The 22,802-nt window shown below is 69.5% G+C and carries 2 protein-coding genes (1 of these 2 running past the window's edge); both read right to left on the minus strand.

Features of this window, described 5'->3' with window-relative positions:
• Positions 1-14,427: the 5' end (the start) of a non-ribosomal peptide synthase/polyketide synthase gene (locus MAY35_RS10810; protein ID WP_238421309.1), read on the minus strand. Its footprint begins 25,839 nt before the window's first position; only the first 14,427 of its 40,266 coding nucleotides appear in the window; its start codon is at positions 14,425-14,427; the stop codon falls past the left edge of the window.
• The gene (locus MAY35_RS10815) at positions 14,424-22,622 is read right to left on the minus strand and encodes an amino acid adenylation domain-containing protein (RefSeq protein ID WP_238421310.1); all 8,199 of its coding nucleotides are present in this window, start codon (positions 22,620-22,622) and stop codon (positions 14,424-14,426) included. The genes MAY35_RS10810 and MAY35_RS10815 overlap by 4 nt, the downstream gene beginning before the upstream one ends.
• Positions 22,623-22,802: the final 180 nt, after the last annotated feature.

Below are 22,802 nucleotides of genomic sequence, written 5' to 3' on the forward strand. Positions count from 1 at the left end.
AGCCGCCGGCGGGAGAGGCTCGAAATCCAGGTCACCGATCGACCCGCTCTGTTCTGCGTCGATGGCGAAGTCCGCGGAGGCGGACTGGTCGAAGGTCAGATTGACCTGCGCCAGAGGGGCGAACGATTCCGTCCGCACCGGGTTGAGGGCCTCCACGAGGGTCTCGAAGGGGACGTCGGAGTTGGCGAACGCATCCAGATCGATCGTGCGCACCCGGTCCAGCAGTGCGTCGAAGGTCTCCTCGCCTGTCACCGGGACGCGCAGCACCAGGGTGTTCACGAACATGCCGACGAGCGCGTCGAGTGCGGCCTTCCCGCGCCCCGCGATGGGGGTGCCGACGACGATGTCGTCGGTCGCCGACAGACGCGCGAGCAGCACGGTGAGTGCCGCGTGGACGACCATGAACGGGGTCACCCCGCGTTCGGATGCGACCCGTTCGATCGCATCGCCGACCGCGGCCGGGATGTCGAAGTCGAAGCGGGCGCCGCGCTGCGACGCCACCGGCGGGCGCGGGCGGTCGGTGGGCAGTTCGAGGACGTCCGGCGTGCCGGCGAGCCGGCTCGTCCAGAAGTCGAGCTGGGCCGCGATGAGCGAGTCCGGGTCGCCGGCCGAGCCGAAGACGTCGTGCTGCCACAGTGCGTAGTCGGCGAACTCGACCTCGAGCTCGGCGTACTCGGGCTCCTGACCCGACACGCGCGCACCGTAGGCGGTGATGAGATCCGCGAGCATGGGTTTCATCGATTCGCCGTCGGCGGCGATGTGGTGCACGACCACGACGAAGACGAATTCGTCGGCGGCGACCGGCCACAACCGCGCACGGATCGGCCAGTCGACGGTGACGTCGAAGCCGGACGTGATCGCGGTCTCGAGGTGCTCCTGGGAGTCCACGATCGCCCAGTCGAGACGGTCGACCTCGTCGCGTCCGTGGATCCGCTGATACGGGACCCCCTCGACGTCGGGGAACGTCGTCCGCAACACGGCCTGACGGACGACGAGGTCCTCGACCGCGGCGTGCAGGGCCTCGGCATCGACCGGACCTCGCAGGCGCAGCCCGATCGGGATGTTGTAGGTCGACGACGCGGGTTCGAACCGGTTGATGAACCAGAGGCGTTGTTGGGCGAAGGACAGCGGGATCCGGTCCGGGCGCGGCGAGACCGCAACCACGGGCGGCAGGTTCGCGCCGCGCGTGGAGGAACCGCCGGAGCCGGCGTCTCCGCCGGTCACCGCGGCGACCAGGTCGCGCACCGACGGCGCCTCGAAGACGTCGCGCACCGACACGCCCACGCCGAGCGCGTCGGCGACCCGGGAGGCCAGACGAGTTGCCGACAGCGAGTTTCCGCCGAGGTCGAAGAAGCTCGTCGTCACGCCGAGCTCGTCGAGGCCGAGGACGTCGGCGAACACCTCGGCGACCGCTGTCTCCGCGGGGGTCGCCGGGGGGACCACCTCGTCGGCGGCCACACCGGAATCGGGCACCGGCAGCGCGTCGCGGTCGAGTTTGCCGTTGGCGGTCAGCGGCAGAGCGTCGAGCACCGCGATCTGGTCGGGGACCATGTACGCGGGTACCGAGCGCGCGGCGATCCGCCGCACCTCGGCGGCATCGACGTCGGCGCCACCGGTGTCGCGAACCAGGTAACCGACGAGTTGCTCACCGCGACCGGGGATCTCGACGACCCGGGCCGCCGCGGCGGTCACTCCCGGGACCGCCAGCAGCGCGGCCTCGATCTCACCGAACTCGATACGGTAGCCGCGCAACTGCACCTGTGCGTCACCGCGTCCGAGGTACTCGATGTCACCGGCCACCCGACGGGCCAGGTCGCCGGTCCGGTACATCCGGGAGCCGGGCTCGCCGTAGGGAGAGGCCACGAAACGCGTCGCGGACAGGCCGGCGCGTTCGAGGTAACCCTGCGCCAATTGTCCACCGGTGACATACATCTCGCCGACGACACCCTCGGGAACCGGACGGAGGCGGTCGTCGAGCACGTGGATGGCCAGCGACGACAGCGGACGTCCGATGAAGCTCGCGTCGTCGGCGGCCACCGACGCCGGATCGAGCGGACGGAAACTGACGTGCACGGTCGTCTCGGTGATGCCGTACATGTTGACCAGCACCGTGCTCTCGCCGGCATGGTCGTCGAACCAGCGGCGGACCTGCTCGAAGCTGAGGGCCTCACCACCGAACACGATGTAGCGCAACGCGAGTGCGGCGTCATTGCGTCGCCGGGCCTCGGCGAGCTGATAGAACGCCGACGGCGTCTGGCTGAGGACCGTGACCCCCTCACGCGCGAGGAGGTCGACGAACTCCTCCGGCGCGCGGGCGAGGTCGCGGTCGACCAGGACGAGGCGGGCACCGGTGAGCAGCGGACCCCACAGTTCCCAGACCGAGAAGTCGAAGGCGTAGGAGTGGAACATCGTCCACACGTCCGTCGCGGCGAACTCGAAATCGCCTGCGGCGGTGTCCATCAGCGTGATGACGTCGCGGTGGGTCACCTCGACGCCCTTGGGGCGGCCGGTGGAACCCGAGGTGTAGATGACGTATGCGCGCGAATCCGGGTGGATCGAGACCGGTTCCGTTGTGGCGCCGGCACCCTCGTCGACCAGCTCGTCGACCGTCACCACCGGGACCGAACCCAGCTGCGTCCACAGTTCGAAGTCGGCGGTTGTCTCGTCGATGAGAACCGCACTCGGTGCGGCGTCGGAGACGATGAAGGCCAGTCGCTCGACCGGGTTGGTGGTGTCGAGGGGGAGATATCCGGCACCGGAGCGCAACACGCCCAGGATGGCGGCGACGAGGTCGACGCTGCGTGACGGCGCGACCGCCACGAGATCGCCCGGCCGGACGCCCCGGGCCCGCAGCGCCGCGGCGATCGCGGCCGACCGCTCGTCGAGGTCGCGGTAGCTCACCGTGGTGGCGGTGTCGGTGACCGCAGGACGGTCCGCATGCGCCGACACCGCACGCTCGAACAGAGCCGCCAGCGACGAATCGGTGTTCGTGGTGCGGGTGACCGGCGCGACGAGTCCACGGCGGTAGTCCGCGTCGTCGAGAAGCGAGATCGCGCCGACCTCGATGGCCGGATCGGTCACCAGCGTCGTCAGGATGCGTACCAGCGCATCGCTGTACACCTGCACTTGACGCTCGTCGAATGCGGCCGGCAGGTACTTCAGCTTCAGCTCGATGCGATCGCCGATCACGCCGGTGACCATGTTGAGCGGATAGTGGGTGGAATCGGACGCCTCGAGGTCGGCGATCCCGATACCGCCCGCATCGGCGCCCTGCTTGAGCGACTGCGCGTCGACCGGGTACGACTCGTGCACGGTCAGCGTGTCGAACAACTGGCCGCGGCCCACCAGCGCGGTGAGTTCGGGCAGGCCGAGGTGCTGGTGGTCGAGAACGGCCACCTTCGACGCCTGCAGCGCGTCGAGCACATCGGCGGCGCTGCTGTTCGGGTCCACATCGGCGACCGCGGGCAACGTGTTGATGAACAGGCCCACCATCGTCTCGACACCATCGAGGTCGGCCGGTCGGCCGGACACGGTCTCGCCGAAGACGACAACTCGCTGACCGGTGATGCGGGACAACAGGACCGACCACGCGAACTGCATCACCGTCGAGACGGTGACGCCCCGCGTGCGGGTGAGATCGTCGATGGCCGAGGTGATCTCGGGCGGCAACAGCACGCTGTGGTCTCGCGGCAGCTGGTCGCTGGTGGCCTCCCGGCCGGCGCCCACGAGGGTCGGCTCGTCCACGATCGACAGCACCGAACGCCAGGCGGCGATCCCGGCCTCGGTGTCGGAATCGGCGATGTAGCGCAGGTAGTCGAAGTAGTCACCGGGTGCGTCCGAGCCGGATGCGGCGCCGGCCACGGTGCCGGTGTAGGTCTGTCCGGTCGCGTACAGGGCGAACAGGTCGGCCATGATCAGCGGACTCGACCAGCCGTCGATGAGGATGTGGTGGCTGGTGACCACGAGGGTGGACGTCGCGCCGCTTCGTACCAGGACGAACCGCATCAGCGGCCCGGACCCGAGATCGAACGAGGTGGCCCGCTCGAGGGCCGCGACGTCCGCCACGCCGTCCGAGGCGTGTTCGGCACCCGCGTCGGTGTCGAGATCGACCACCCGCCAAGGGATGTCGACGGTGTCCGGTACCACCGCGACGACCTCGCCGCTCGGCACCCGGATGAAGCTGGAACGCAGCACCCGATGCTTGTCGAACACCTCGCGCACGGCGCCGGCGAGGCGATCGGCGTCGATCTCACCCTTGAGGGTCAGCACGGCCTGCGCCGTGTACACGTCGACGGCGCCCTGGTCCCGGCGGGCGGCGGCGAGTTCGGCCTGGAACTGCAGGCCGCGCTGGAGCGGCGACAGCGGCCACACGTCGGCGCCGGGATGGGTGCGCGCGAGGTGGTCGAGGTCGTCCTGGGTGACGCGGGCGCCAACCACATCCGACGGAGACAGACCCGGGTCGCCGACCCGGCTGATCTCGTCGACGACGAGCGCGAGTTCGTCGTCCCAGCGCTGCGCGAGATCGTCGACGTCTGCCGGATCGAGAACCCCGCGGGGGAACGTGAAACCGGCGACGAACTCGCGACCGGCGTCGCCGATGGCGGTTCCGGCGTTGATGCTCAACAGGTTCGGCACCACCATGGCACCGGTGACCGTGCCCGGCAGGCGCGGTGCCGACGGATCGGGCAGGAAGGCCAGTGCGGCGTCGGCCTCGGTCGCGGCGACACCGCCGGTCCCGGTCACGTTGCCGAGATAGTTGAACCCGATGTTCGGCAGCGGGCGGTGCGCGAGTTCGGTGCCGGAGTAGCGGAGCAGGCCGTAACCGATCCCGTTGTCCGGCTGGCCCACTCGTTCTTCCTTGGCCGCCTTGACGGTCCGGATGGCGTCGGAGTGGACGTCGACGGCCATCGGTGCGATGGTGGTGAACCATCCGACGGTCCGCGACAGATCGACGGTGCGCGGATCGTCGCCGCGCAGCAGTGCTTCTTCGTACCGGCCGTGGCCCTCGAGCAGCAGGGTGACCGGGGCGTCGTCGACGATCCCGCGAGACTGCTGCCACGAGCGGATCGCGCGCGCCAGGGCCGCGACGAGGGCGTCGTTGACGTTGCCCCGGAAAGCGGTGGGCACGGTCGTGAGCAGCGCCTCGGTGACCGTCGAGCCGACGGTGTGCACGACGGTCTCGGTGGTGGACATGCGATCACGCCCGCGATCGAGCCGTCCCCCGAGATCGGTGACCTGTTCCGGCGACCGATCGAGCCAGTAGCGCAACTCGTGGTCACGGTCGGGGCGCCGAGCCTCGAGCGCCGCGGCGAAACCGCGCGCCGAGGTGACCTCCGGGCGCAGCGAATACGGCTGTCCCGCTTCGTGTTGCGCCCACGCGGTCAGCAGGTCCTCGATGATGACGCGCCAGGACACGGCGTCGACGCCGAGGTGGTGGATGACGACGACCAGCCGCGCGTCACCGGCGGGGTCGGTCAGCAGGACGGCCGCGACCAGCTGCCCGGTGGTCGGGTCCAGGCGTCGCGACGCCTCTTCGAAGGCCGCGACGACGGCCTCGTCGAACTGCTGCTCGCCGGCGGGTGCCGGACTCTGCATCGTGGTCACCGCACCGGGCTGCAGCGGCATCACGCCGGTGCGCATCCGCCATCCGCCCGGGTTCTCGCCGGGTTCGACGGCCGCACCGAGCATCGGGTGGACGTCGACCACCTGCGCGAGGAGTTCCTGCGCGACCTCGGCGGTCAGCCCGCTCGGTGCGGTCAGCACCATCGACTGGGAGAAGTCGGCGAAGTCGGATATGTCGTCGGTCTGTTCCAGAACCCAGGACACCACCGGCGGAACGGTCATCGGACCGACCCCGCCGCCGGGGAGCTCGTCGAGCGCCGGGACGCGTTCGCCACGGGAGCCGATCGCACGTGCGATTCCGCGAACGGTCTTGTGTTCGAAGATGTCCCGCGGTGAGACGTCGATGCCGGCGGCCCGCGAGGCCGACGCGACCTGGATGGACATGATGGAGTCGCCGCCGAGGGCGAAGAACGAGTCGGTGACGCTGACCCGCTCGAGTCCGAGCAGACCGGCGATGATCGAGGCGAGTTGCTGCTCGACCGCGTTCTCGGGTTCCACGTGGTCGGATTCGACCTCGATCGTGGGTGCGGGCAGCGCCCGGCGGTCCAGCTTGCCCACCGGGGTCAGCGGCAGGGCGTCGAGGACGGTGATGCTCGCGGGCACCATGAACAACGGCAGCCGGTCCGCGAGATGATCGCGCAGCGAAGCGATCTCGACGGTGTCGCGGGGAACCACGTACGCGGCGAGCGCGGTCACCACCGACTGCCCGCTCGCGGCGAGTCCGCCGTCTGCGTCGACCCCGACGACGACCGCGGAGGCCACGGACGGGTGATCGGTCAGCGCGTTCTCGATCTCGCCGAGTTCGATGCGCAGACCGCGGAGCTTGATCTGGTCGTCGGAGCGTCCGACGTAGTCGACCGTCAGCGCGCCGTCGCGGCCACGAGCCCACCGGACGACGTCTCCCGTGCGATAGATCCGTGCGCCGGGTGCACCGTACGGGTCGGCGACGAAGCGCTCGGCGGTCAGACCGGGACGGTCGAGATAGCCGCGCGCGAGAGCCGGACCGCTGACATAGAGTTCGCCCGCGACCCCGACCGGTACCGGACGGAGACGGCTGTCGAGCACCAACAGGTCGATGCCGTCGATGGGAGGCCCGATGTAGAGCGGCTCGCCGGCATGCGTCGGCGGGGCGACGGTGATGACGATGGTGGTCTCGGTGGGGCCGTAGACGTTCCGGAAGGCGACGAACCGGCTCCACCGGTCGCGCAGGCCCTCGGGCACGGCCTCGCCGCCTGCCCAGACGGTCTCCAGCGAGGGCAGATCGGCCGGATCCAGTGACGCCAGCACGGTCGGGGTGAGGAAGGTGTGGGTGATGCGCTGCTCGCGCATGTAGTCGGCGAGGGGCGCACCGGCGACCGCATCGCGGTGCCGGTAGACGACCGCGGCGCCCGCGGTGAACGCGAGCAGGTACTCGAGTACGAAGGCGTCGAAACTCGGTGAGGCGAAACCGAGCACACGGGAGTCGGCGGTGATCCCGGACCGCTCGACCGCCTCGATGCCGAAGTTGCGGAGTCCGCCGTGGGTGACGGCGACACCCTTGGGGAGGCCCGTCGAACCGGAGGTGTAGATCACGTAGGCGGTGTCGTCGGTACGCACCGGGGCGCCACGATCCGAATCGGTGACCCCGGCGTCGGGGTGTGCCGACACGGCGGCGCCGACGGCCTCGGCGTCAAGGGTGATCCAGCGCCCGCCGAAGGCATCGACGTCGGCGACACCGGTCAGCGTGAGCCCGATGGCCGCGCCGGAGTCGGTGATCATGTGCGCGACGCGGTCGGCCGGGTAGTCCGGGTCGATCGGCACGTATCCGGCGCCGGTCTTCGCGACCGCCCAGATCGCGACCATGAGGTCGACCGAGCGCGGGATGACCAGCGCCACCAGCGTTCCGCGGCCGATGCCCTGCGCGAGCAGATGGCGTGCGAGTCGATTCGACTGCGCGTCGAGTTCCCGATACGTCAGCGACCGGCCGGGGTCGGTGACCGCAACACGGTCGGCGCCGCGGGCGGCCGCGTCGGCGAACAGATCTGCCAGCGGCACAGCGGGATTCGCCGGTTTCCGGCCCACGGGGGTGAGTTCGGCACGTTCAGCGGGGTCGAGCAGTTCGGCATCGCCGACGATCGCGCCGGCATCGGCGGCGAGGTCGTGCAGCAACCGGGCGAAGCGACGCATCATGTCGGCGACGGTCGCCTCGTCGAACAGATCGGTGGCGTAGTTGACGCGGCCGATCCAGGACCCGCCACGGCCGCCGCGGAGGCCGACGGTCAGGTCGACCTTGGCCGAGTTCTCTTCGGTCTCCACCACTTCGACCGCGAGATCGTCGATGTCGGCGACCAGCGTCGAGGGATCCGCGGGCGTCGGGTCCACCGTGAGCAGGATCTGCGTCAGCGGGGCGAACGCCTCGGAGCGAGAGGGTGAGAGGGCATCGACGACAGCCTCGAACGGGGCGTCGGCGTGTGCGAACGCGTCGAGATCGGTGACCCGCACCGAGTCGAGGAGATCGGCGAACCGTCCGCCCGGGTCGACGACGGCGCGGAGCACCAGGGTGTTGACGAACATGCCGACGAGCGGATCGAGGGCGGCGTCACCGCGGCCGGCGATCGGGGTGCCGATGGCGATGTCATCGGTGGCCGACAGACGCGACAGGAGCACCGCGAGCGCGGCATGGATGACCATGAACTCGGTGACGCCGCGCTCGGCAGCCAACCCGCGGACGAGATCTGCTGTCGCCGAGTCGATCTCGAAGGCCAACTCGGCGCCCCGCATCGAGGCGACGCGAGGGCGGGGACGATCGCCGGGCAGCTCGAGAACCTCGGGCAGTCCAGCCAACTTCGACCGCCAGTAGTCGACCTGGGCGGACACGCGCGACGCCGGGTCGTCGATCGAACCCAGCTCACGCCGCTGCCACAGCGCGACATCGGCGAACTGCACCTGTAGGGCGGCGAATTCGGGTGCCCGGCCCTGCGACCGTGCGACGTACGCGGTCACGACATCGGTGACCAGGGGACGCATCGACTCACCGTCGCCCGCGATGTGGTGGATCACGATGAGGACGATGTGTTCGAGGTCGTCAACACGGTGGACGCGAATCCGGATGGGACGCTGCGTCGTCACGTCGAAACCGGCGCCCGCCGCGGCGAAGAGATCGGACTCGTCGTCGACGACGTCCCAGTCGAGCTCCGCTCCCACACCGGCGGCGTCGCCGATGACCTGGCGCGGGGCACCGTCGATCGACGGGAAGACGGTGCGGAGGACTTCCTGGCGTTCGACGACGTCGACCATCGCGGCGCGCAGGGCGGCGAGGTCGAGCTTGCCGCGCAGGCGCAGCGCGATCGGGATGTTGTAGGCGGCCGAGGCGGTGTCGAACTGGTTGATGAACCAGATCCGTTGCTGCGCATAGGACAGCGGGATCTCGTCGGGACGCGGGGAGACCGCGGTCACCGGCGGCAGACCGGGTACGCGGTCGGCAACCCGGAGGGCGAGTTCGCGCACGCTCGGGGCGTCGAAGAGGTCGCGCACGCTCACCTCGACGCCGAGCGCCGCGCCCGCGCGGGCGGCCACGCGCATGGCGGCCAGCGAGTTGCCGCCGAGGTCGAAGAAGGAATCGACGACCGACACCCGTTCCACGCCGAGTACTTCAGCGACCACATCGGCGAGCGTCTGCTCGGCCGGGGTCGCCGCCTCGACGATCTCCGACTCGGTGATCGTGGGGGCAGGCAGTGCGCGACGATCCACCTTGCCGGATGCGTTGCGGGGCATCTCGTCGAGGACGACCCACAGTGTCGGACGCAGGTGTGCGAGCAGCCGATCGGCGGCGAAGGCACGGACCGCGTCCACGTCGATCGTGTCGCCGGGATGTCCGGTCAGATAGGCGACGAGGGCGTCGCCCGCCGGGGTCCTGGTGACCGCCGCCGCGACCGAGACCACTCCCGGTGCCGCCGCCAGTACCGCTTCGGTCTCACCGAGTTCGATGCGCTGACCGTGGATCTTGACCTGGAAGTCGGTGCGGCCGAGGTACTCGATCTCGCCATCGGCACGCCAGCGCGCGAGGTCGCCCGTCCGGTACAGGCGGGCTCCGGGATCGCCTGCGGGGTCGGCGATGAAGGACGCGGCGGTCAGCGCGGGCGCGGCGGCATAACCGCGCGCCATCTGCGCACCGCCCAGATACAACTCACCCGGAACGCCGGGTGCGACCGGGCGTAGTCGCGCGTCGAGAATGCGTGCGGTCAGGCCCGGCGCGGGACGACCGACCGGGACGACGTCGACCGGCTCGGCCAGCGTCGCGATCGTCGCGTCGACGGTCATCTCGGTCGGACCGTACTGGTTGACGATGACCGTGTGCGGGGCCGCCGCGAGGGTCTGCTGGGTCACCGCAGGAGTGAGTGCCTCACCGCCGGTGAAGATCTGACGCACCGAGGACAGACCGGTGGCGGGATCGAAGGTCTCGTCGAGGAACACCGCGAGCAGCGACGGGACGAACTGCACCGAGGTGACCTGTTCGTCGGCGATCATCCGGGCGAGGTGCGCGGGATCGCGATGGCCGTCGGGCGCGGCCACGACCGCCGTCGCACCACTGACGAACGGCCAGAACAGTTCCCACACCGAGGCGTCGAACGTGTACGGCGTCTTGACCAACACGCGCTCGTCGGCCGGTTCACCGGTGTAGGCGCCGAACCAGGACAGCATGTCGTGCAGTCCGCGGTGCGTGACCGTCACGCCCTTGGGCTGTCCGGTCGAGCCGGAGGTGAACAGCGTGTAGGCCGGGTGCTCGCTGCGCAGCGGCGCGCGGCGGTCGGCGGCGGTGAGCGGCTCCGACGGTGCCGTCGAGAGCTCCGGCAGATCCACGCCGAGCAGGGTGATCGTTTCGTCGGCGGCCTGCGCCCAGGCCGGGATGTCACCGGCGACCGCGAGGACGGTTGTCCCCGACATGGCCAGTTGCCTGCGCACGACGTCCTCGGGCGCCGCGGGATCCAGCGGTACGTAATGCCCGCCCGCGAGGACGACGCCGTGCACCGCGACGAGCATCTCCACCGAGCGCGGGACGGCGACGGCCACCGCGACCTCGGGTCCGACGCCCGCATCGACCAGACGGCGGGCGAACGCGTTGACCAGTGCACCGTAGCCGGCATAGTCCAGCGCGCCCCCATCGGCGCGGACCGCCGTCCGGGACGCATTGCGCGCGAACGACTCCGACAGCGCGTCGGCAACCGTCGACGGCGGCGTGGGCGCGCCGGCGTCGGCACCCCTCCCCCACCGGTCGATCAGGTCGAGTTCCTCCGCGGTCACCAGGTCGGTGTCACCGATGACCGCATCCGGGTCGGCGGTGAGGGCGTCGAGAACGCGGACGAAGCGGTCGGCGAGAACCCGCACGGTGTCGGCGTCGTACAGATCGGTCGCGTAGACCACCGACCCCTGCCAGTTGTCGCCGTTGTCGGCGATCCCCAGCGTCAGGTCCACCTTGGCGGACATGTCGTGCGGTTCGACCGGGGTGACCGCGAGGCCTCCCGCGTCGAGGTCGTCGGTCCCGATGGTCAGCGTCTGCGATGCCAGGTCGGCGATGGCCGACTGGTCGAAGGCGAGCCACACCTGCGCCAGTGGTGCATAGGCCTCCGAACGCAACGGGTTGACGCGTTCGACCACGGCCTCGAACGGGATGTCCGCGTTGGCGAAGGCCTCGAGATCGGTGCGTCGGACGTCGTCGAGCAGTTCGCTGAACGTGCGGTGAGCGTCGACGCCGGTCCGCAGGACGAGCGTGTTGACGAACATGCCCACCATCGGATCGAGGATCGACTGGCCGCGGCCGGCGATGGGCGTGCCGACGGCGATGTCCTCGGTCGCCGACAGACGGGACAGCAGTGCCGACAGCGCGGCGTGCGCGACCATGAACGGCGTGAGTCCACGATCCCGGGCGAGCCCGGCGACCCGCTCGGAGATCTCCTGCGGCACAGCGAATTCGATGCGCGCACCACGCTGGGAGGCGACGGCGGGCCGCGGACGGTCGGTGGGGAGTTCCAGCACGTCGGGGACACCGTCGAGTTGCCGCGCCCAGTACTGCAGCTGCGCGCCGATGAGCGATGACTCATCGGTGGCCGCGCCGAGAACCCGGCGCTGCCAGAGCGCGACGTCGGCCATCTGCACCGGCAACGGCTCGAAGGACGGCATGACGCCGGCCACGCGGGCGCTGTAGGCGGTGATCAGATCGCCGACCAGCGGCGCGAGTGACTCGCCGTCGCAGGAGATGTGGTGCACGACCAGACCCAGCACGGCCTCGGTGTCCGAGGTACGCGAGATGCCCACGCGTACGGGAAGTTCGGAGGTGACGTCGAAGCCACGCATCAGAAGGGCCGGGAGCTCGGATTCGGCGACTGCACGCCAGTCGAGCATCTCGGCGGCGGCGGACGGATCGTGCACCACCTGGTAGGGCTCGCCGTCGGCTTCGGGATAGGTGGTGCGCAGGACCTCGTGCCGCTCCATGACGTCGAGCAGCGCGGTCCGCAGGGCATCGGCGTCGAGCGCTCCCGACAGTCGCAGCACCATCGGGATGTTGTAGGCGGGCGACGCGGGGTCGAACCGGTTGATGAACCACATCCGCTGCTGCGCGAGCGACAGCGGGATCCGCTCCGGACGGGCGGCGGGTTCGATCGGAGGCAGGCCGGGGCGCTTCGAGGCGGCGGCGAGCGCGAGATCACGCACCGTCGGCGCGTCGAACAGATCGCGGACGGTGAGGTCGACACCCAACGTCTCGGCGGCACGGCCGACGATCCGCGCAGCGAGCAACGAGTTGCCGCCGACGTCGAACACCGACTCGACCACACTGATGTCCTCGAGACCGAGCACCTCGGCGAAGATGTCGCGCAGGGCGGTCTCGGTCTCGTTCTGCGGGGCGACGAATTCGGTGGTCGTGGCGAGTACCGGCCTCGGCAGCGCACCGCGGTCGAGTTTGCCGTTCTGCGTCAGCGGCAGACGCTCGACCGACATGATCACGTCGGGGACCATGTACTCCGGCACGGCGGTCGCGACGCGGCGACGGACGAGCTGCTCGTCGACGACGGCACCGGGCTCGGGAACCACGTAGGCGGCGAGGATCTCGCCGCGGTCCGGGAGCTCGACCACGTTCGCGGCGCCGGCGGCGATCCCCTCGACACCGATCAGGGCGGCCTCGATCTCGCCGTATTCGATGCGGAAACCGCGAAGCTGCACCTGCGCATCGCCACGACCCAGGTACTCGATGTCGTCGCCGACCCGCCGTGCGAGGTCACCCGTGCGGTACATCCGGTCGCCCGCGGCAAGTCCGTTGCCCGCGAACGGATTGGCGACGAACCGGGTGGCGCTCAGTCCGGCGCGCCTGCGATAACCCTGCGCGAGCTGGGTACCCGTCACATACATCTCGCCGATGACGCCCTCGGGCACCGGCCGGAGCCGTGAGTCCAGGATGTGGATGTTCAGCGACGACAGCGGACGGCCGATGAACGACGCGTCCCCTGCGGACACCGAATCCCGCTGCAGCGGACGGTGACTGACATGAACGGTCGTCTCGGTGATGCCGTACATGTTGACCAGCTGCGCGCGATCGTCCGGATTGTCGTCGAACCAGCGACGCACCTGCTCGAAACTCAACGCCTCGCCACCGAAGACGATGTAGCGCAGACTCAGCTCGGCCCGGCGACGGCGCTGCGCGGCTACGAGCTGATAGAAGGCCGACGGCGTCTGGCTCAGCACGGTGACGCGTTCGGCGGCCAGGAGTTCGACGAACGCGTCCGGGTCGCGGGTCGTGTCCTGGTCGACGACGACCACCCGGCCGCCCGTCACGAGCGGACCCCAGATCTCCCAGACGGAGAAATCGAAGGCGTACGAGTGGAACAGGGTCCACACGTCGTCGGGGCCGAAGGAGAACTCCTCGGCAGCCGACTTCATCAGCGCCACTACCTCGCGATGCGAGACGACGACGCCCTTGGGCTTGCCGGTCGAGCCCGAGGTGTAGATCAGATAGGCGGGCAGTCGGTCGTCGAGAGAAGGGAGGTCGACGGTACCGGCCCCCTCCGCTCCCTGAGGAGCCCCGGAGCTTGCGGAGGGGCGTCTCGAAGGGTCGTCCACGTCCTCGGGGGAAACGAAGCGGACGTCGATCTCGGCCCAGTTCGCCGCGAGTTCGGCATCGGCGAGCACCAGCAGCGGCTCGGCGTCCTCGACGATCGACCGGGCACGGGCCACCGGCTGCGAACGGTCGAGCGGCAGGTAGGCCGATCCGGTCTTCATCACGGCGAGCAGCGCCACGATCAGGTCGGTGCGGCGCGGGAGGGCCACGCCGACGAGCCGGCCGGGGCCGGCACCGGCGGCACGGAGTCCGCGTGCGAGGGCGTCCGAGCGCTCGTCGAGTTCGGCATAGGTGGTGATCGCGCCGGTCGAGTCGCTGACCGCCGGACGGTCGGCGTGCCGGGCGGCGGCGGAACGGAACAGGCCGGGCAGCGAACCGAGGTCGGCGCTGCCGATGAGTTCGAAGGCGCGGTCACGGATGAGCCCGATCGCGCGCCGGGTGGCATCGGCGATCTCGGCGGGCGCGCGACCGGGCGCGGCCTCGGTCTGGGTGACACCCGCGCCGACCGCGGCCTCGGTGTCGAGGCCCTGGGCGATGAACACATCGGCGGTCGCCGACACGCGTGCGTACAGCTCGCCGAAGGTGACCGGACCCGTTGCCGCTTCATAGGCGGTCTCGGTCGGCGCGATCCCTGCCGAGTAGGCGATCAGGTGAAGTGTCGAAGGCCGCGAGCCCCAGGTGAGAGAGAGGTTGGAAGCCGTTGAATCGACATCGGTCACGTCTGAGTCATTCCTTCGGTCGACTGCACTGCATCGTCTGCGCGGGACTCCTCACCCGATCCGGCCCCGAGCACGCCGAGCGCATTGGTCCGGAGCTCACCCAGCACCTCACCGAGCGCGTCGGGCCCCGACACCGCGAGCCCCGGGAGCAGACTCATCAGGGCGGTGGTGAGGGCAGAGTCCGGATCCGGGAGAGCGGCAGCCATCGCATCACTGATCGACGACAGCGCCGCGAACGTTACCTCGGCACCTCCGTGTGCGGCGGCAACGACATCCGGCCGCGCGGCGGCGGCACGGGCGACCAGTTCGGGGAGCGCCACGGCGAGTTCGACACCGGCATCCTCGACGGCCACGGCATGCTCGGCGGCCGTCGCGATGTCGATGTCACCCACCAGGACCTGCGGGTTCTCCGAGACCTCCTCGAGGACGCGCAGATAGCGCTGCGCGTAGGTCTCGACGGTTCCCTTGGTGAAGACATCGGCGGCGTAGATCAACTGGCCCGTCATTGAATCAGCGTCCTTTGCTGCCGGTGCACCGAAATCGACCGGGAACAGGGTGAGCTGCAGGTCCACCTTGGCCGGGGTCAGCTGCTCGGAGATCGGTGCGATCGTCATGGAGTCCATGTCGAGCGTGGGGATGGTGAAGTTCTGGTAGGCGAACATCACCTGATAGATCGGGTTGTAACTGGTGGGTGGCGAGTGAAGAACAGATGACACGATCGTATCGAACGCGATTTCGGCGTTCGCCATGTCGGCCAGGTCCTCGTCGCGGACACGCTGGAGTAGCTCGGCGAACTTCTCCTCGTCCTGCAGCTGGGACCGCAGCGCGAGCGTGTTGACGAACATCCCGACGACACCGTCGAGTTCGGGCTGACCGCGCCCGGCGAACGGCGTGCCGATCACGATGTCGCGCTGGGTGGTCAGCCGGCCCAGCAACACCACCAGGGCGGTCTGCATGACCATGAAGAGCGTGGCGTTGTGCTGCCGGGCCACGGCCTCGAGCTTGCGCACCAGGCAACCCTCGATGTCGAAGACGACCTCGCCGCCGACGAACGACGGCGTCCGCGGGCGCGGGCGGTCGGTGGGCAGTTCGAGCCGGGCGGGTGCGTTCCGCAGGCGCTCCACCCAGTACGCCAACTGCCGGTCGGCCTCGGTCGTGCCGTCGGGTCCCGTCACCGCGAGGGACTCCAGCTGCCACAGCGTGTAGTCCAGGTACTGGACGGCGAGCGGCTCCCAGTCCGGCCGGTTGCCCGCGACCCGCGCGGAGTAGGCCGTCATCACGTCGGTGGCCAGCGGGAGCATCGAGGCACCGTCGGCGGTGATGTGGTGGACCACGAACACCAGGATGTGCTCGGTCTCGTCGAGCCGGAGCAACATCATGCGCAGCGGAGGGGCGACGGTCACGTCGAAACCGCGTCCGGTGAACTCGGCGATCACCGGAACCGGATCGCCGTCGACATCGACGACGCTGCGCTCCAACAACTCCAGTGCCGCCTCCCGGTCGAGAACGACCTGGGTGGGCTCGCCGTCGACGAGCGGGTAGCGGGTTCGCATCGACTCGTGCCGGTCGATGAGGTCTTCGATGGCACCGCCGATCGCGTCGGTGTCGAGCCGACCGGACAGGCGGAGCGCCATCGCCACGTTGTAGGCGGGGGATGCGGGATCGGCCCGGTTGATGAGCCACATCCCGCGCTGGACCGCCGACAGCGGGGCGCTGGTGCCGCGAGCCCGAGCCACCAGACGGGGACGACGCGACGGGGTGCCGTTCTCGGTCGCGAACACCGCCATCGCCCGCACCGACGGCGCGTCGAACACCGCCGCGACCGGGATGTCGACCTCCAGGTCGGCCGAGAGTCGGGCCGCGACCTTCGTCGCACTCAACGAGTTGCCGCCGAGGTCGAAGAACGACTCGGCGACGCTGATCCGGTCGACGCCCAGGACGTCGGCGAAGACACGGGCGATGACGCGCTCGGTCTCGGTGCTCGCGGGAACGAACTCGCTGGTCTCGATGACCGGTGCGGGCAGCGCCTTGCGATCGACCTTGCCCGCCGAGTTCAGCGGCATGGCCGGCAGCGGCATCCAGATGGTCGGGACCATGAACTCCGGAACCGTGCCGTGCAGGTGCGCCTGGGCGTCTTCGGAGGTCACGGAGTCCGGGGAGTAGTAGGCCACCAGACTCTGGCCGGTGGCGAGATCGGCCACGGTCACCGACGCGTGCACGATGCCGGGAACCGACATGAGGGCCGATTCGATCTCGCCCAGTTCGAGGCGCTGGCCGCGCAACTTCACCTGGAAGTCGTTGCGACCCAGGTACTCGATCTCGCCCGACGGTCCCCACTTGCCGAGGTCACCCGTGCGGTACAGGCGTGCACCGGGCGGGCCGTACGGGTCGGCGACGAACCGTTCGGCGCTGAGCCGGCCCTGGGAGACGTAGCCGCGGGCGAGCTGTACGCCGCCGAGATAGATCTCGCCGGGAACACCGGCGGGCAGCGGCCGCAGGCGGTGATCGAGGACATGGGTGCTCGTGTTCGGGACGGGCCGGCCGATCGGCACCACGGACTCGGTGCCGCGCACGTTGTGCTCGGTGACGTCGACCGCGGCCTCGGTGGGGCCGTACAGGTTGTGCAGGCCGACCGCGGGCAGAGCCGTCCGCAGTCCGCCGGCGGTCGCGGCGGTCAGTGCCTCGCCGGAGGTGAACACCTGCCGCAGCGAGCTGAGCTCGGCCAGCCGGGCGGCGCCGACGACGTCGAGGAACGTCGCCAGCATCGACGGCACGAAGTGCAGGGTCGTGACGTTCTCGTGCTGGATGACGTCGACGAGGTACGAGGGATCACCGTGCCCGCCGGGGGCGGCGACGACCAGGCGGGAGCCGGTCAGGAAGGGCCAGAACAACTCCCACACCGACACGTCGAAGGTCACCGGGGTCTTCTGCAGCACCACGTCCCGCCCGGTCAGCGTGTAGTGGTCCTGCATCCAGTCGAGCCGGTTGATGATCGCGCGATGCGACACGACGACGCCCTTGGGGCGTCCCGTCGACCCCGAGGTGAAGATCGTGTACGCGGCATGATCAGGACGCAACGACCCGAGTCGTTCGGAGTCCGTGACCGGCTCGCCGCCTCGCTCCGACGGCGCGGCAACGGGATTCGATGCATCGACCACGGTGACCGCCACCCGGTCGGCGAGTTCGTCGATGACGGCCGGCAGGTCGCCCGGCCCGACGAGTGCCCGGTCGGCCCCCGCGGTCGCGAGCATGTATCCGGCGCGTTCGGCCGGCGCCTCGGTGTCGATCGGCACGTACTGCGCACCCGCCGCCACGATCGCATGAACCGCGACCAGCAGCTCCACCGAGCGCGGAATACACACGGCCACAGCATCATCCGGGCCGACGCCGTCGGCGATGAGCGTGCGGGCGAGCACGTTCACCCGCGCGGCGAACTCCGCATAGGCCACCTCACGGTCGCCGAAGACCAGCGCGACCGCATCAGGATCCTTCGAGTAGCCGGCGGCGAGTGCGGTCGCCAGGTCCGGAGCCGACAACTCCTGACGGCTGCCCTGCGACCACCCACGGACGGTCTCCAGTTCCGACTCGGGGAAGGCGAACAGATCGTCCACTCGCAGCGTGCGGTCCGACCCGGCGTCCGTCGAGGACGCGATCGCGCCCAGGACGGCGTGGAGATAGTGCGCGAAGCGTTCGACGGTGGCCTCGTCGAACAGGTCTCGCGCATACCCGAAGGCGAGGGAGATCTGGTTGGCGTGGTTTCCGGTGTCGGAGTACTCGACGACGCTGAGCGAGAGGTCGTACTTGGCGAAGGGGGCACGCGCGTCCAGGACGCTGATGCCGGTCTCCTCCTCGAACAGGTGCATGACCTGGTCGTGCTGCATCACGAGTTCGACCTGGAACAGCGGCGAGTGCGCCGTGGATCGGCGGGCCCCGACCGCGTCGACGACCTGCTCGAACGGCACGTCGGCGTTGCTGAGTGCTTGTGCCCGAGTGTGATTGGCGTCGTTGAGCAGCGACGTCAGGTCGGTGTCGGGATGCACCCGGGTCCGCAGGACAAGGGTGTTGACGAACATGCCGATCAGGTCGGCCAGCTCGGGCTCGTCGCGGCCCGCGACGGCGGTGCCGATGGCCACGTCGTCGCTCCCGCTCAACCGCGAGAGCATCACGGCGAGCGCGGCGTGGAAGATGGCGAACACCGTGACGCCGTGGTGAGCGGCCACTGCATGCAGCCGGGCCACCGTCTCCGCGTCGAGCATGGTGTCGACGTAACCGCCCGCGCCGGAGGGCCGGATGGGCCGTGGGCGGTCGGTCGGCAACGAGATGAGTTCGGGCATGCCCGCGAGCTCGGTACGCCAGTAGTCGATCTGCGCCGCCATGAGCGACGTGTCGTCGGACGCGTCACCGAGCACTTCCTGCTGCCACAACGCGTAATCGGCGTACTGCACCGGGAGCGGACGCCACGCCGGCACCCGCTGTTCGAGGCGGCTCGCGTAGGCCGTCAGGACATCGGTGATGAGCGGGCCCAGAGACGCGCCGTCGCCGACGATGTGGTGCATGACCACGACGAGGACGTGGTCGAGCGCGCCGTCGCGACCGACAGAGCGGAAAAGCCTTGCCCGAACCGGATATTCGTAGTTGAGGTCGAAACCGGTGATCGCGAAGTCGGCGAGCCGGCGGTCGGTGTCCACGGGGTCGGCGTCGACGACGTCGAACAGGCGAGCCGCGGCGGCGGCCTCGGCCGAGTGGATGAACTGGTAGGTCTCACCGTCCTCGTCCGGGAAGGTGGTGCGCAGCGGTTCGTGACGCGCGATGACATCGTCGATGGCCGCGGCCAGGGCTGTCGCGTCGACGTCGGGGCCGAGTCGAACGGCGCCGGGGATGTTGTACGCGGCCGACGTCGGGTCGAGCCGGTTGATGAACCAGAGTCGGCGCTGACTGAACGCGAGCGGAATCCGCTCGGGGCGCGGCCGCGGCCGCAGTTCCGGACGACGCGCACCGTCCTCGTCGGCCACCGGGGTCGCCACCCGGATGATGTCGCCGAGGCTCTGGCTCTCGAAGATGTTGGCCAGCTTGATGTCCAGGCCCGCGACGGTTCGCAACCGCGACGCCAGCCGGGCCGCGGTCAGCGAGTCCGCGCCGAGCGCGAAGATGTTGTCCTGCAGACCGATCGGCTCGATGTCGAGCAGCTCCTCGACGATCGACACCACCTCGCGCTCCCGCGGCGACGAGGGTGCGACGTAGGCAACGCGCTCGTCGCGCGCGAACACCGGGGCCGGCAGAGCGTGTCGGTTGAGCTTGCCGTTGGAGGTCAGCGGCAGCTCGTCGATCAGCATGACGACGTCGGGGACCATGTACGCCGGGACATGGGCGCGCACCTGCTCCCGGATACTCGATTCGTCGACATCCCGGCCCGATTCGACGACCGCGTAACCGATCAGCTTGGCGCCGCCCACCGTCGCCGCGTCGGTCACGACGGCGGCCGCGGCGTTGACGCCCTCGACGGCACGGAGGGCCGATTCGACCTCCCCGAGCTCCACGCGGAAGCCGCGCAGCTGAACCTGGGTGTCGGCGCGTCCGAGATACTGGATGTCGGTACCGATGCGCCGACCGAGATCGCCTGAGCGGTACATCCTCTCACCGCTGCCGTGGAGGTCGGCGACGAAGCGGGTGGCGGTCAGGCCGAACCGGTTGCGGTATCCGCGTGCGAGTTGCCCTCCCACGACATAGATCTCGCCGACGGCGCCCTCGGGGACCGGCCGCAGGCGGTTGTCGAGCACGCGCAGGCCCAGCGAGTTCAGCGGGCGGCCGATGAGGCTGGCGCTCTCGCCGCGGACGAGTTCAGGGTCCAGCGGCCGGTACGTGACGTGGACGGTCGTCTCGGTGATCCCGTACATGTTGACGAGCGCGATCTCGTCACCGAACGACTCGTACCAGTTGTGGACCTCGTCGAAGCGGAGCTCTTCGCCGCCGAACACGATGTAGCGCAACGACAATGGGGTCGCCGTCCGACGCCGTACATCGGCGACGATGCTGAACGCCGACGGGGTCAGCGACGCCACCGTGATCTGCTCGTCGGCCAGCAGCTGGAGGAACTCCGCCGGCGCCCGCGCGACCATCCGGTCGACGATCACCGCGCGCCCGCCGGTCAGCAGCGGCGCGAAGATCTCCCAGACCGAGAAATCGAAGGCGTAGGAGTGGAAGACCGACCACACGTCCTCGGGTGAGAAGTCGAAATCGGCGGACGCGGCGTCGAGCAGGGTCGCGACGTTGCGGTGGACGATTTCCACGCCCTTGGGCGCGCCGGTCGAACCGGAGGTGTAGATGACGTAGGCGGTGGCCTCGGCGTCAGCCGGCCCCCGCGGGGGTTCGGCGTCGGCGCCGAGCGAGTCCGCCTCGGCCATCAGGCTGCCGGTCTCGATCACCGGGCACTCCCCCGCCCATCCGGGGCGGTCGCCGTCGGAGACGATCAGGCACGCCGGTGCCGCGTCGTCGATGATGTAGCGCAGGCGCTCTTCGGGATTGCCGGTGTCCAGCGGCAGGTAGCCCGCGCCGGTTTTGAGCACGGCCAGCATCACGACCGCCAGACCCGTGTCCCGCGCGGTGGCGATACCGACCAGGTCCCCGGCGCCGATCCCCCGGGCACGCAGTGCAGTTGCCACGGCGTCGGAGCGGCTCGCGAGCTCGGCGTAGCTCAGGGTGACGCCGTTGGCGTCGGACACCGCTCCCCGGTGACGATGACTCGACACGACCTCGTCGAACATCTCGACGAGGGTGGATGCGGGTGCGGCCGGAAGTGGTTCGGGCAGAGCGTCGAACAACCGATGGTCGTCGTCGACGAGGAGATCGAGATCGGCGACGGGGGTGTCGAGTCCGGCATCGGACAGGAACCGGTCCAGGAACGTGAGGAAGCGTCCGTGGAGCGCGTCGAGCTCGTCCGGGGTGTAGAGGTGCGGGTTGCCGTGCAGGTCGACGACGAGCGGCGCCGCGGGGCTCGACTGGTACAGGTTGATGAGCAGGTCCTCGAGGATGCCGGACGTCAGGATCCGGTACTCCATCTCGGTGCCGTCGATCGCGACCTGCTCGTCGAAGAACACCATGTTGATGGTGGGCCCGAAGGAGACCGAACTCTGGTCGAGGCCCGCATCGCGGCGGATGTCGTCGGAGCGATAGCGCTGATGCCGGAGGGCTCCGGTCAGTTCCAGCTGCGCGGTCGCGATCAGGTCGCGTACCGACTTGGCGGATACATCGCGCAGCCGGATCGGCAGGATGTTGGACACCATGCCGCCCGAGATCTTGATCTTGGCCGTTGCACGTCCGGTCACCGGCAGGCTCATCACGATGTCGTCGTGATTGCTCATCCGCGCCAGGAAGGCACCGAATGCCGAGGTCATGAGGACTGCCAGCGAACTGTTCAGGCTGCCCGCGAGGGCCTCGTAGCGTCGCTGGCGCTCCGGATCGAGCGCGGCGCTCGAGACGACGTTGTCGAACGACAGTGAGCCGGTGGTCCCGACCCGGGACAGGGTGACCCGCTCGGGCAGGTCGCCGACGCGTTCGAGCCAGTGCGCGCGGTCGGTCTCGCGTCGCGTGCTGGTCTGATAGGTCTCCTCGTAGGTGACGATGTCGGCCATCGTGGCCGGCGCCTTGTCGCGCGGTTCCTCACCTCGGCGCAGCGCGTTGTACCGGTCGACGGTCCGGCGCATGATCGACAGCGCGGCGTACCCGTCGATGATGATGTGGTGGGCGCGGTTGTACCAGAACGTGCGGTCGTCGGCGACCTGCAGGATGGCGATGACGATGAACTGATCGTGGAGCAGGTCGACCGGCTTGCGGTACTCCGCCTGCATCCAGTCCATCGCCGCGGCGATCGGATCGGTCTCCGCGCGGAAGTCGAGGACGTCGACGCTCTGATCGAAGTCGACGTCGACGTATTGCATGGGAATGCCGTCGATCTCGGTGAGACGGACGAACGGGGACTCCACCAGCTTGCCGACCTCGACACAGCACTGCGCGAGCAGATCGACGTCGAGCCCGCCCGGCTCGTGCCGGATGTCCACATACTGAGCGATGTTGACCGAGTACTCGGACGACAGCGACTCGGCGAACCACATGCCGCGCTGCGCCGCGGTGAGCGGGAGGACCTGAATGGTCTCGTCCACCTCACCCGGCGTGTCAGCACGGTAATCGGCGATTGCCACGTCCTCTGACCACTCCCTCGCTAGTCCTGCAGTCGATTAGACCTCACGACACTGCCGTTGGTAATCGTTCAGACCCTCCACATCGGACGCCGGCACAGAATCTCCATGCTATTTCACGCGAGGGGTTCTCATGAAACCGGGAGGCAGAGACAGCCTCATGCAATGCCATCGCTGCACCTG

This window comes from Gordonia sp. 'Campus', assembly GCF_022206305.1.
Classification (GTDB): Bacteria; Actinomycetota; Actinomycetes; order Mycobacteriales; family Mycobacteriaceae; genus Gordonia.